Source organism: Agrobacterium sp. P15N1-A (assembly GCF_044626815.1).
Taxonomy (GTDB): Bacteria; Pseudomonadota; Alphaproteobacteria; order Rhizobiales; family Rhizobiaceae; genus Agrobacterium; species Agrobacterium leguminum.
Genome location: NZ_JBIUPF010000002.1, coordinates 809,952 through 823,029 on the forward strand (window position 1 = coordinate 809,952; position 13,078 = coordinate 823,029).

At 59.7% G+C, this 13,078-nt stretch carries 11 protein-coding genes and 1 tRNA gene; 6 read left to right on the forward strand and 6 right to left on the reverse strand.

What is annotated here, in order from left to right; translation table 11 throughout:
* Window positions 1-15: 15 nt before the first annotated feature.
* Window positions 16-1,014: an ABC transporter substrate-binding protein gene (locus ACIK7D_RS11890; protein WP_400156395.1), complete on the reverse strand. Its 999-nt coding sequence runs from the start codon at window positions 1,012-1,014 to the stop codon at window positions 16-18.
* A 238-nt stretch (window positions 1,015-1,252) separates the two neighbouring features.
* On the opposite strand from ACIK7D_RS11890, the gene ACIK7D_RS11895 reads away from it, so the two are divergent.
* Together ACIK7D_RS11895 and ACIK7D_RS11900 are read left to right on the forward strand one after the other, a co-directional pair.
* Window positions 1,253-1,987, forward strand: coding sequence for a response regulator transcription factor (locus ACIK7D_RS11895; protein WP_120947629.1), 735 nt, complete (start codon window positions 1,253-1,255; stop codon window positions 1,985-1,987).
* Window positions 1,984-4,089: a sensor histidine kinase gene (locus ACIK7D_RS11900; protein ID WP_400156371.1), complete on the forward strand. Its 2,106-nt coding sequence runs from the start codon at window positions 1,984-1,986 to the stop codon at window positions 4,087-4,089. The genes ACIK7D_RS11895 and ACIK7D_RS11900 overlap by 4 nt, the downstream gene beginning before the upstream one ends.
* Here ACIK7D_RS11900 and ACIK7D_RS11905 read toward each other — a convergent pair.
* Entirely contained in the window at window positions 4,086-5,420 is a 1,335-nt protein-coding gene (locus ACIK7D_RS11905; RefSeq protein ID WP_137003994.1) for an aspartate aminotransferase family protein, read from the reverse strand. The genes ACIK7D_RS11900 and ACIK7D_RS11905 overlap by 4 nt on opposite strands.
* A gap of 103 nt (window positions 5,421-5,523) precedes the next feature.
* Here ACIK7D_RS11905 and ACIK7D_RS11910 point away from each other — a divergent pair, with 103 nt between their 5' ends.
* Entirely contained in the window at window positions 5,524-6,372 is an 849-nt protein-coding gene (locus ACIK7D_RS11910) for a LysR family transcriptional regulator (protein ID WP_400156372.1), read from the forward strand.
* 122 nt (window positions 6,373-6,494) lie between these two features.
* On the opposite strand, the gene ACIK7D_RS11915 is transcribed toward ACIK7D_RS11910, so the two are convergent.
* From ACIK7D_RS11915 to ACIK7D_RS11925, 3 genes are all read right to left on the reverse strand, one after another.
* A complete protein-coding gene (locus ACIK7D_RS11915; protein WP_400156373.1) occupies window positions 6,495-7,196 on the reverse strand; it encodes a L,D-transpeptidase in 702 nt (233 codons plus the stop codon).
* A gap of 80 nt (window positions 7,197-7,276) precedes the next feature.
* Window positions 7,277-8,635 (reverse strand): ATP-binding protein, encoded by a 1,359-nt coding sequence (locus tag ACIK7D_RS11920; RefSeq protein WP_400156374.1) that lies wholly within the window; start codon window positions 8,633-8,635, stop codon window positions 7,277-7,279.
* On the reverse strand, window positions 8,635-9,294 hold the full coding sequence (locus tag ACIK7D_RS11925) for a response regulator (protein ID WP_400156375.1): 660 nt from the start codon (window positions 9,292-9,294) through the stop codon (window positions 8,635-8,637). The genes ACIK7D_RS11920 and ACIK7D_RS11925 overlap by 1 nt, the downstream gene beginning before the upstream one ends.
* A 125-nt stretch (window positions 9,295-9,419) precedes the next feature.
* Between ACIK7D_RS11925 and dsbD the strand changes: the two genes are divergently transcribed.
* The 3 genes from dsbD (at window position 9,420) to dsbG (ending at window position 12,792) form a co-directional block, all read left to right on the forward strand.
* On the forward strand, window positions 9,420-11,231 hold the full coding sequence (gene dsbD, locus ACIK7D_RS11930; protein WP_400156376.1) for a protein-disulfide reductase DsbD: 1,812 nt from the start codon (window positions 9,420-9,422) through the stop codon (window positions 11,229-11,231).
* Window positions 11,232-11,293: 62 nt separating this feature from the next.
* On the forward strand, window positions 11,294-11,902 hold the full coding sequence (locus ACIK7D_RS11935) for a DsbA family protein (protein WP_400156377.1): 609 nt from the start codon (window positions 11,294-11,296) through the stop codon (window positions 11,900-11,902).
* 86 nt (window positions 11,903-11,988) lie between these two features.
* Window positions 11,989-12,792, forward strand: a complete 804-nt coding sequence (gene dsbG, locus ACIK7D_RS11940) for a thiol:disulfide interchange protein DsbG (protein ID WP_400156378.1) — start codon at window positions 11,989-11,991, stop codon at window positions 12,790-12,792.
* A 175-nt stretch (window positions 12,793-12,967) separates the two neighbouring features.
* Here the strand turns inward: dsbG and ACIK7D_RS11945 are convergent.
* Window positions 12,968-13,044: transfer RNA gene (locus tag ACIK7D_RS11945), tRNA-Met, on the reverse strand.
* Window positions 13,045-13,078 lie beyond the last annotated feature (34 nt).

The following is a 13,078-nucleotide window of genomic DNA, read 5'->3' on the forward strand; positions in this document are numbered from 1 at the left end:
ATGTTGGTTTTGGCCCTACTGGGTCTGGGTCGGGTGGATTTCGCTGTCGAAGCGGCTCAATAACCGACTTCGCTCTTCCGGCTGTCCGAAGGTGGCGAAATCGTAGTCCACCATCTTGATCATCGATATGTCAGGCGCCGTCAGCGGCAATGTCGCCCGGGCGTTGGAAGGCACCTGGTTCTGGCCGGCCGCAGCCCCTGTAGCTTGCCCTTCCGGGCTCAGCGCAAATTCCACGAAATCCTGCGCAAGGGCCGCGTTGCGATTGCCCTTGACGATGCTGACAGCCCCGATTTCGTAGCCCGTACCCTCGCACGGCGCGACGATCACCAGCGGAAAACCTTCGATCTTCTGGGTCACGGCGTCGTGCATGAAGGAAATACCGATCATGATCTCGCCCCGCGCCGCCGCCTTCACCGGTGCAGCACCAACCTTGGTATAGCTCACGACGTTCTGGTTGAGCTTCGCCATGAATCCGAAAGCTTCCTCTTCGCCAAAAAGCTGGACGAGAGTGGCCAGCATGGTGAAGGCCGTCCCTGAATAGTTCGGATTGCCGGTCAGGATATGGCCGCGATAGACATCCTTCGCCAAGTCCTTCCAGCAGGTCGGCGCCGGAAGATTGTTCTTCGCGAGCAGTTCCGAATTATAGGCGAAGCCCAGCGCGCCGGCATAAATTCCCGCAGACCGCGATCCCGACATCACCGAGAAATTCTGCGCCCAGGGCAGCAAATCCTGCTGGTGGACGGGCCGGTATTCATCCAGCAACCCTTCAGAACCCGCCTGCAAATGGGTATCGCCAGTACCGCCCCACCAGACATCGACAGTGGGATGGGATCGTTCGGCACGAATCTGGTCGAGGATTTCGCCGGTGCTCTTGCGCACCATCGAAATCTCGAGACCGGCCCTGGCTTCAAAAGCCCGCTGCATGGTCAAGCACCAGGCCTCGTCGACGCCGCAAAGGACGTTCAACTTCGGCTCGGCCATGCCATGCCCTGCGCCGCACAGCCATAGAGCCATGCTCGCCGCAAGTGCGGTCAATGCTTTCAATTAAGCCTCCCTGCCCGGAACCTCCCCGTTCCAGTCTCCACCTATAGCATGTCACATCCTGTCCGCACCGCAATCGAAGAATGGTTACCAATCTTTCACCGCACCGCCGAACAAGATTACAGATATTACAATTATGACAGGGGAGATAACCAGCGAGCCTTTGAAGATCGTCGCCGCCGCGCCTATGATGATGGCGGGAGGAAGTGCAGTGCTTAATCAGAAGGTTCGCATTCTGATCGTCGAGGACGATCCGGATATGGCCGAGCTCATCTCGGACCTCATCGAGGCGGAGGGCTGGCTGCCCACCTGCGCGCGCTCCGCCGAGGAGGCGGAAGAGATATTGGCAAGGGACAGGATGCAGCTTGTGCTCGTCGATCACAATCTGCCGGGAACGTCCGGACGCACCTTCGCCCAGCGGCTGCGCAGCCAGATCGACATCGGCATCGTCATGGTCACCGCCGCCGGCAGCGCCGCCGATCGGGTTCTCGGTCTGGAAACAGCCGCCGACGATTATGTGGTCAAACCCTTCGAACCCATCGAACTCACGGCCCGGATCAAAGCCGTACTGCGCCGGACGATCCCTTCGCTGAAACAGGAGAAGGACAGCGATCATGGGCGCGGGGCGCTTCGCCTCGGCGACTGGGCAATCGATCTCGATGCCCGCCGCGCCGTCTGCCTCGCGGACCGCAGCCGGACGCTGACCACTGCCGAATTCGCGCTTCTGGAAATACTGGCGGAAACACCCAACCAGCCCGTCAGCCGCTCGCAGATTCTCGACAGGCTGGGTTCGGAGAGCGACCGCTACATCGACAGAAATGTCGACGTGCTGGTGCTGCGGCTCAGACGCAAGATCGAGATCAATCCTGATCTGCCGCGCCATATCAAGACGCGGCGCGGCAAGGGTTATGTTCTGCACACCGATGAGGGCGAGCTTTCCCCGTGATCAGCCGCTCCTTCCTTTCCTCCATCGCCTTTCGCCTGCCCTTTGCGATCGTCTTTACCTGCCTCCTCGTCTTCAGCCTTTCCGCCATCGCCATTTACGGCCTGCAGCGGGCCCGCGATGAAATGGCGGCCTATGGGTTGCAGGCCTTTTCCAGTCTCGCCAAGGCGTCGCTGGTCTCGCGGCAGGTCTCCGATCTCGTCTCCAGCGCACCGTTCCTGATGAATGCCGCCTCGCCCTATCGCGTTTCCAGCGAAAGCCGCTCGGTGGTCCAGCAGGTCGATATCTTGCTCGAAATGACAGGACCGGACAGTGGCGAACGGATCACCCGTGGCTTTGCCAGCGAACGCATCGTCGAACTCCTCCAGATCATCCGGGAACAGACGCTCGATCTTGCGAAGGATGCCGATGCGGCACAGGGTCACAAGGCGGAAGCGGCAGCGGCGCTCGGCGAAATCGCCACAGGTCAGGGCATCCTTGATCCGGAACTGCGCCGGCGAATGAACGGCATCGTACAGGCCGCATCCGCATCCGACAGCCTCTTCCAGCTTGGCGAACTGCGCCGCCGCTACGTGGCGGAAACAACGGCGCGCCAGCAGGGCTATCCCGGCGAGCGCCTGCCCGTGGCCGAACTACAGCCCTACGAGCGGGTCTTCGAGGCCCAGAGCCGTTACCTTCTGGAAATGTTCGCGATCCGCGCCTCGGTCTCCCGCCTTCACACCGTCTCGCGCGATCTTTCCCATGTGACCGAGACCCAGGGCGATGCGGTTGCGCGCAGCCTGAACGAAGACCTGATTTCGACCTCTGATGCCCTCAACCGGCTGCTGATCATTGTCGCCGTCGCCTCGCTTCTGGTTCTCATCGTGGCGATCTTCTCGATCCGCTCGGTGATGCGTGTCTCGCGCGGGATCGTGATGCTCTCCAATGGCATGAATGCCCTCGCCAAGGGAGATAAGGATGTCGGCCCGCCCTCCTATACCGGTCCCGAGACGGAGTTGATCCGGCTGCTCGATGCGTTTCGCGCCTTCCATGACAGCGTCGACCGCGTCTCGCGCCTCAGGCGCACGGCCGAAGCGGCGGCCCGCACCATCCGCTCGACCTTCCGCACCATGAATGAGGGAATTGCGCTCTTCGATCCGGCCGGCCGGCCCATCACCATGAACCGCCGCATCATCGAACTCGTCGGACGCTCCGGCTCGTCGCGAAAACTGCCGCTTCGGAGGTTTGTCGAACCGATCCCGGAAATCGATCCGGCTCTGCTGCCCTTCGATACTGAGCCGGGAGAACTGCTCGACCGCGCGGTCCTGCGCCATCGCACCGACGATCAGCGGGTGATCGAAGTATCGATGTCACGCCAGCCGGATGGCGGCATCGTGCTGCTCGCCCGCGATGTGACCGCTCTCGACCGCCAGGAAGCGGAGGCCGTCAAAGCCCAGAGGCTTGATGGCATCATGCGCATGACCCATCAGGTCAGCCATGAGGTGGGCAACATGATCGGCATCATCACCGGCAGTCTCGGTCTTCTGGAACGGGAAGCCGGTTTCAACGATCGCCAGAAGCGGCATATCGCCCGCATCCGCAAGGCGGCGGATCGCGGCCGCTCTCTGGCCAGCAGCATGCTCACCATCGGCAGCCAGCAGCCGATTCATCCAAGCGTCATCAATGTCGCAAGTCTGCTGCGCGGCATGGCCGATATTCTCGAAATCGCCGTCGGTCCCAAATGCCGGATCGCGCTCGATATCGATGACGATCTTCCCTCGATACCGCTGGACCCGGCCCTTTTCGAACAATCCATCCTCAATCTATGCCTCAATGCCGCAGCCGCCATGCCCGATGGCGGCCTGATTTCAATCCAGGCCGCTTCGGGCAAAGATACGCTGGTGATCGCCGTCACCGACGAGGGCGTCGGCATGACGCCGGAGGCCGTGGACAAGGCCTTCGAGCCCTATTTCACCACGCGGGGTGACCATGGCGGTGCGGGTCTCGGCCTCGCCATGGTCTACGGGTTCGTGCGCCAGAGCGGCGGCGAAGCGCATATCAGTTCCAGACCCGGCGAAGGCGCAAGGGTTGAACTGACGTTTCCGGCAAATGCCGGCCACACCTAGCGGGCAAGCTGTGCGGATTCGATCGAATCCGCCAGTATCTCCAGCCCAAGGTCGATTTCCGAATCCGATACCGTCAGCGCCGGCGCAATGCGGAAGACGCCGCCCATGCCGGGCAGCTTGACGATGTTCATGCTGAGGCCGCGCAACATCGCCTCCTGCATGATGCGCGCACCGAGTTCGAAACCCGGAGCTTTCGTATGCCGGTCAGCGACGACTTCAAGTCCGAGCAGAAGCCCGCGCCCGCGCACATCTCCAACGCATTCGAACCGCTGCTGCAGCGAGAGCAGCCCCTCCTTCAAACGGTTTCCGCGGGCAATCGCCTGTTCCACCAGCCCATCACGCGCCACCACATCGAGAACCGTTACGCCGACAGCCGCCGGCAGGGGATCGGAAACATGGGTCGTATAGAACAGGAAGCCCCTCTCGAAGGCCTTTTGCTCGACCTCGGCGCTCGTCATTACCGCCGCAAGCGGCAGGCCGGCGCCGAGCGTCTTCGACAGCGTCATGATATCGGGCGTCACCCCATCGCGCTGGAAGGCGAACATATGCCCGGTCCGGCCGATGCCGGTCTGGGCTTCATCGAGGATGAGCAGCATGCCGCGCTCCTCGCACTTTTTCTTTAGCGCAGCGAGATAACCGACCGGCAGTTCGAGGATACCGCCGCTCGACAGGATCGGCTCGGCAATAAAGGCGGCGAGATTGCCGGTCGACTGGCGATCGATCAGTTCGAAGGCATCGTCGAGTTCCGCCTGCCAGTCATTCGATCCATCGGGGTTCTTGAAGCGCGGACGATAGGCATTCGGCGCGGGAATAACGAGTGAGCCGGCCGTGGCCGGGCCATAACCCCTGCGGCCGGCGCTATAGGTCGCGGAGGCCGCAGCGCCTGTCATGCCGTGCCAGCTCTGCGCGAAAGCGACGATCTCATGCCCGCCGGTCACGAGCTTCGCCATGCGGATCGCCGCCTCGTTGGATTCAGCCCCGGTGGTCAGCAATTGCACGCGATCGAGACCCGGCGCGAGCGCCGCCAGCCGCGCCGCCAAGTCGACGACCGGGCGGGACAACATACCGGAAAAGAGATGCGCGACCGATGCCATCTGCCGGTTGACGGTGGTGACGATATCCGGATGGGTATGCCCGAGCAAAGCGCTCATCTGGCCGGAGGTGAAATCGAGAATGGCGCGCCCATCCGCATCATAGACGAAACTTCCCTCGGCCCGTTCGACGATGATCTCCTCGAAGGCCGGTCCGTAGCGGGTCAGATGTTTATTGGCGGCCTCCCAGAAAGCCGGTTCGTCATTGAGCGAGGCGAAATTCTGCGCAAGCTTGTCCATGGCACGTTCCCCAAAAGTTTATCTTGCCGAAACATAACAACCCATTGCCACCTCAGTCCAATTGATAGTATTTTACTCCGATATCGATAATTTTGATATCGCCATGCTCGACCTTACCCTGCTGAAGAACTTTATCATTGTCGCTCGCGCTGGCTCCATCAGCGTCGCCGCCGCGCAGATCGGGCGCACCCAATCCGCGCTCAGCACCCAGATGCAGCGGCTGGAAGAGCTGGTCGGCCATACCCTGCTGCAGCGAACGGGTTCCGGAGTGCGCGTAACCGCGGCGGGCGAGAAGTTGCTTGCCCACGCCAGCGCCCTGCTTGCCCGGCATGATGAAATCCTTGCCGATATGGGCGAGGCGACGCTGCAGGGAACCGTGAGCCTTGGTTGCCCTGAAGATTATTCCATCGCCTTCCTGCCGGAACTGCTGAGAGGCTTCTTCGGCACCTACCCGAAAGTCGATCTGCGCATGGTCTGCGCGCCCACGACGGAATTGCGTCCGCTGCTGCAGCGCCGCCAGATCGACATGGCGCTGGTTTCGCAATCCGATCCGGATCACCGCGACGTGCTCCGCAGGGAAAGCTTCGTCTGGGTGGCGGACAGGCCGGAGCCGGATCTCATCACCAAGGATGTCCTGCCCCTGGCGCTCTCCGCGCCCGTGACGCTCGATCACCGCGCAGCCTGCGACGCCATGCAAAGCGCAAATCGCCGCTACCGCATCGCCTTCGCCAGCAACAGCCTTTCCGGCCTCATCGCAATCGCGCGCTCCGGCCTTGCCATCAGCGTGCTGACAAGGACAGCAGTTCCAGCCGACCTTCATATCGTCAAAAGCGGGCTACCACCCCTGCCGACGATCGGCATTGCCATCGAGTTTGCCGACACGCAGACATCGTCGGCAGCCAGGGCGCTGGGCGATCACATCCGCACCGTTCTTCCCGGTCTCAGCCTCTAGCGTTAGGTTAATCCGGGCTTCGGAGCGACGGACTGCCGCTATTAGCGATATTCACGATTTCCGTTTCAATCACGCAGGATACAATCGTCTGGAACTTCGCCAGACTATCAAGCGGCTCGACCCTATCCTTGTACAACGATCCGGGCACCGGGCTTTACCCGGTCGTAAAGGTCGATGATATCCTGATTCAAAAGGCGAATGCAGCCAGCCGATACAGCCTTGCCGATTGAGCCTGGATCATTCGTGCCGTGAACGCGATAGTATGTGTCCCTGCCATCCTTATGCATATACAGCGCGCGGGCACCCATCGGGTTCGACGGGCCGCCATCGACTCCATCCTTGTTCGGGCCGTAATGCGCGGGGTTCCTTGCGATCATGCCGGGTGTTGGGATCCACCGAGGCCAGGCAGCTTTTCTCGCAATAATCGCGTCGCCACCATCGAAGGCGCGCGCAACAGGGCCGACACCAACGGCATATCGGATCGCCGTGTTGCCGGGTTGAATCAGATAAAGGAAACGTGCTCGTTGATCGACGATGATCGTACCGGGCTTTTCGTCCGTGGCATAGCTTACGACCTGTCGCGCGAAGGCAGGATTCATTTTTCCGGTATTAACGCCGGCAATATGAAAACCGGCATCCGTCTTTTCGCCATACATAAGCATCGGGTCGGTTCCGATTGGGGCTGCCTCCCGATCTTCGACACGCTCATTGGAAGGGCGCGGCACAGCGCTGGGAATACGGTCGGCATTGCTTGCGCAAGCGGTGAGGAAGATTGTCAACGCGACGGCCATCGGCCTGCGAGGAGAAACAATTAGACGAATCATGGGAGCCTGCTGGAATTGGTTGGAGCCTATAAAACTTGGCTGAAGCTCCAACCTTAAGGCTGCCTTAAACGCTAGTCCGGTCAATCCTGCGGCAGAATAAGCGTCACGACGAAACCGGAATCAGCCTGACGAAATTCAAGTTCCCCGCCGAGCTTTCGCATCGCCATGTCGACAATCGCCAGGCCAAGGCCGCTGCCTTCGCCATGGGCCGAATGTCCTCGCTTGAACCGCTCCCTGACAGTGGCCTGATCTTCCGGATTTATGCCCTGCCCTTGATCCGTCACTTCGATTTCGACCTTGGGACCGTTCTTCAGTGCACAAATCTCAACGCTTGAGCCTTCCGGCGAATATTGAATCGCATTCTCGATCACGTTGCGCAGAGCCAAACGCAGGAGATTGACGTTTCTCAAGGTCACCATTTCATCCGGTTGCATGCGAAGCTTCACGGAGGTGCCACGCCTGCTGCTCTGGGCTTCAAGATCGGAACGAATGTCCTCCATTATCCCTGCGAGCCGCACCGTCTCGATCCCGTCGCCGCGATCCGCCGAATCGACGAGCGCCAGGTCGATAAGCTGGCGTACAAGACGCCCGGTCCGGTCAACGCTCGTCGAGATATGCGCCAGCGCCTTGTCTCGAACATCATCCTCCTTACTCCGCAGCGCCACCTGAGCCTGGGTCTTCAATCCGGCAAGCGGGGTCTTCAACTCGTGGGCGGCATAGGCGATAAACGTCTTCTCACGCTCACGGGCTGCCTCTACCCGCAGGAAGAGGGAGTTCAGCGATCTGAGCAATGGCTTGATTTCGCTGGGTGTGTCCCTGTTTTCTATGGCGTGCAGTTCATCTGCAGACCTCAACCCCAGTGACATGGCAATCCTGTTGAGCGGTCCCAGCCCCTGTCCAACACTGAGCCAGATCAGCACCGCAAGGATCGGCAAAATGGCAACGGCCGGAACGAGCTGCCCCTTGACCACATCGGCAACAAGCCTGTCGCGTATCTCCAGACTATCGCCCACAAGAACACGGGCATTGAGGTTGGAATTCACAACCGCAAAGACACGCCAGCGGACACCATCGACGATGGTTTCGCTAAACCCGTCGCGATTGTCTGTGAGCGATTCACGCGGCGCACTTTCCGACCGGCTGACGAGTTGCCCCTGAAGCGACCATATCTGGCAGGAGAGCTGCCGCCGGTAGTCCCCCTGGAGATCGAACGGCGATGCCGCGTCGGTGGCTTTCGTGTCATCCACGGCGGCAGCCACGTCGATATGGTGATCGGTGAGGAGCGAGCTGACCATGCGGGCGGCTTCCATCAGTCGCGCGTCCAGCACCCGCTCGACCTGGTGCTGCACGCTGAAATAGGTCCACATGACGGCAAGCAGCCAGAGGGCTCCCGTCGTCGCCAGCAGGATCGCAAAAAGCCGCAACCGGATCGAACGCATCAGGGCATCCCCAATCTGTAGCCAACGCCGCGCACCGTTTCGATGGCGGCACTTCCAAGTTTGGCGCGCAGCTTATGCACATGCACCTCGATCGTATTGCTCTCCACATCCTCCTGCCAGCCGTAGAGACGCTCTTCCAGTGCCTGTTTGGAGTGAATTGCCTGGGGGCTTTCCATGAGCGCATGAAGGATCGAAAACTCGCGGCGCGACAGGATTACGGTCGACCCATCCCGAAAAACCTGCATCGAAGCGGGATCCAGCGTCAGCCCTCGCAGACTGATCTGCGCACTCGCCCGCCCGGCCGCACGGCGCATGATCGCCCGCAGACGGGCGGCAACCTCATCCAGATCGAAAGGTTTGCCAAGATAATCGTCGGCACCCGCATCCAAACCATCGATGCGGTCTCCAACCTCATCCTTGGCCGTCAGAAGCAGGACGGGGATCCGGTTTCCACTGCGACGTAAGCGATTAAGGACATCCAGCCCGGAACTGTCCGGAAGCATTCGATCAAGAACGACCGCATCGAAATTATCTGTCGCGAGCGCCTCCGACGCATCTGCGGCCGTTGTCACGCCGTCCGCGACAAAGCCGCTCAGCTTCAAACCTTCCCGTAACCCGTCGAGCAGGATCGGATCATCTTCGACAATGAGAATTCGCAATCACGCCTCCGCAAGCGGTTCATCCAATTTTGCCATGCGCGCCTCAGCTTAAGCCTGCCTTAAGCTCACGGCGAGATCAGTCCCGGCATGGAAGAATACATGAAAGGATATGCCGGATGCGCATATTGGCGTTCACATTTGTGATTCTGGCGCTTTTCAGGGTCGTCTCCCCGGCGGCCGCGCTGGAAACACCACTTGCCATGGACCAGGCGTTCAAGGCAACGGTCGAGCGAGGAAACGACGGCCGCGCCATCATTCGCTGGGCGATCAATGACGGCTATTATCTCTACCGTGACTATCTGAGCGCAGAAGGCGAGGACGGCCGCAAACTGGAAATCCAGTCCCTCCCCGGCGAGATGAAAGAGGACCCCAGTTTCGGCTTTACCGAGATTTACTACAAGACCGCAACGGCATCGATCGCCGGGGCGCCGGCAAAATTCCGCCTTACCTATCAGGGTTGCCAGGACAAGGGGCTCTGCTATCCGCCGACCACCAAGACGGTCGACATGGCAAGCCTGACCGTGGGCGCTGAAGGTGTGTTTTCCCAAAACAGCTTCGCTAAAGCCCCACAGGCTTCGGCGGGCGTCTCCATGGACGCCACACGGGAAGGATTTTCACTGGCGGAGGATAGCGCGCGGACGGCGGTCGACCTGCTGCTGGCGGATGGCGGATTGATCCTGCTTCTTGCCGGATTTCTCGGTTTCGGATTGCTGCTCGCCTTCACGCCATGCGTTTTCCCGATGTATCCTATCGTTGCGGCCATGCTCGCCCGAGAAGGCGAAAAACTGACCGCACGGCGCGGATTCATGTTGTCCCTGTCTTATGCGCTTGCGCTTGCATCCGCCTTCGGACTGATGGGAATGGCCGCCGCATGGTCAGGGCAAAACCTCCAGATCGCACTGCAATCAACCTACGCCGTAGCCGCGATATCCATCCTGTTCGCCGTCCTCGCGCTCGCAAATTTCGGCCTTTTCCACATTCAGCTTCCCACCGCGATCTCGGCCCAGTTTGCGAAATCACCGCAGGGCGCGAGGACGATTCCCGGCGCGATGCTGCTCGGCTTCTCCTCGGCATTGCTCATCGGACCTTGCGTCACGGCTCCCCTTGCAGGTGCGCTTCTCTATATTGCCCGCACCGGTGATGTCGTCATCGGCGCCGCCGCACTATTTGCCCTTGGACTGGGCAAGGGAATTCCCCTCGTCATCATGGCGACCGCAAGCGGCAAGGCGCTGCCGAAAGCAGGGCTGTGGATGGAAAAAGTGCGCCAGATTTTCGGCTTCATGTTTCTGGCCACCGCGCTTTGGCTGGCAACACCGCTCATGCCGGAACGGCTGACATTGCTCGGATGGGCAATACTTGCCCTTTCCTTCGGCGTTTTTGCTTTCGGTGCAGGGGCCGGCGATCCGAAGTCGGGTGTGAGCGTACTTTCGCGCACGACGGGTCTCGCATCCATCATCTGGGCAATCTTGATCTTCGTCGGTCTCGGCATCGGTGCAACGGATCCGCTCTCTCCCCTGAAGCCGCTGAATTACGCCAGCGGCTCCGGATCGCTCGCATCGATAAAGAAAAGCGACTTCCAGAAGATTTCCTCCATCGCGGGCCTGGGCTCCCGGCTCGACACCTCGCCGCCACAGGAACCGACACTCCTCTATGTGACAGCCGACTGGTGCGTGACCTGCCGCACAATCGAGCGCTCACTTCTGACCGCACCCGATGTGATTGAAGCGTTGGAGGGAGTTAACCTCGTCAGCCTGGACCTGACAGAACTGGACGCGAATAAACAGGCGTTGCTTTCGACATTGAAGGTGGTCGGCCCGCCGACGATGGTTTTTCTCGACAGCAACCGAAGGGAGCCGAAAGCAACGCGGCTGATCGGCGAATTCTCGGCCGCAGATCTGGCAGCATCGGCTCGCAGGGCGCAGGGATCGCCTCCGTGAACGACGTCGCGATCAATCCTGCCGCATTGCCGGTATCCAATAATCCAACAAGGAAAATTCTGATGTTTTCACGACGCGATTTCATGGCGGGCGGACTGGCGGCTTTTAGCGGGGCGCTGGTGTCTGCAGGAGACGGCTTCGCACAGCAGGTCAGCACGGACGAGGTGTTCTTCGACAGGGACGCACCCGTGCTTGGAAATCCCAAAGGCAAGGTCACGATTGTCGAATATTTCGATTATCAATGCCCCTACTGCAAGACTTCACATGCCATGGTGAAAAAGATTGTCGCAAATGACGGCGACATCAGGCTTGTTTTGAAGGACTGGCCGATCTTCGGCGGCGCATCTGTCTTCGCGGCACAGGCGGTGCTGGGGGCCGCCCAGATCGGCAAATATGAAGTCGCCATGGAAGCGCTGATGAAAACAAAAGCGCGTATTTCCGAAAACGATGTCGAAAACGCCCTGACCGGCGCCGGATTGGCGATGAAAGACATCGCCGCAGCGGTGAACAGCAACAACAGGAAAATCTCCGCGCTGCTCGATCGAAACTATCGCCAGGCGCTCGCCTTCAACTTTGTCGGCACGCCATCCTTCGTCATCGGCAAGACAATCTATCCCGGTGTTCTGGATGAGAAAGGCCTCAAGGCCGCCATCAAACAGGCCCGGTCATAATTCGCGAATCTCCCCCGGAACAACGCCCCCTTTCATCTCAATTGTCAGGGGAGTGGCCAGTTGAAATCGTCCTAAGGAACCCCTCGATGCCCTATGATTATCTTACACGAAATTTGCCGATCGCCGCCTTTCTGTCGAGCCTGCTGCTTGTCTCTCCTTCCGTGGCGCAGGATACGGCAAAGAATGGATCGAACGACGGACTTCCGGAAATTCTTCATTCTATCGAGCTTCAGGGCATTAGAATCCTCGGAGAAATGGATGTTCCGGGAGGGCTGAGAGGATTTGCCGCAAAAGCCGGAGCACAACCGATCGCGATCTATTTGACACCCGACAATAAACACGTTGTCGTCGGCACCCTGGTCGATGCCACGGGACAGGACATGGCTGCGGCGCAAATGAAGAAAATGGTCGAGAAGCCGATTCTGGAAGATGGCTGGAACCAGCTTTCCCAGTCAACCTGGGTTCAGGATGGAAAGGCCGATGCACCCCGGATCGTCTACACTTTCACCGATCCCAATTGCCCCTATTGCAACAAATTCTGGCAGGCGGCGCGTCCATGGATCAACAGCGGCAAGGTTCAGTTGCGACACATCATGGTCGGCGTCATCAGACAGGATTCACCTGCAAAGGCAGCCGCCATACTCGAAGCGAGGTCTCCTTCGGAGGCATTGAAGGAAAACGAACTGAAGCACAAGGATGGCGGCATCGCCCCTCTGCAGTCCGTGAAAGAACAGACCACGGCCAGCCTCGACCGCAACGCCAATCTCATGACCGAGCTCGGTTTCGGAGGCACGCCCGCAATCATCTTCAAGAAAGCCGATGGCACCATCGGAACCGTTGCGGGCATGCCGCAAGATTCAGCGCTCGAAATGATTCTGGGTTCGAGATAGTTGAGAATTCGAGAAAGAGACGCTCTGGCAAACCGCAAATCAAACGCATCGAATATGCTAATGTAAGGATGATTATCCTATAAGCGACCCCGCCATGTTGCGTGCGGCCGTCATCAATCTTGCCCGCTTGGTGACAACAAAAAGCCCGTCGCTTGTGCCACGGGGTTTTGAGATTTGGTTGCGGGGGCAGGATTTGAACCTGCGGCCTTCAGGTTATGAGCCTGACGAGCTACCGGGCTGCTCCACCCCGCGTTGACTGGTTTTATTATAGCATAAAGGCCGCTTG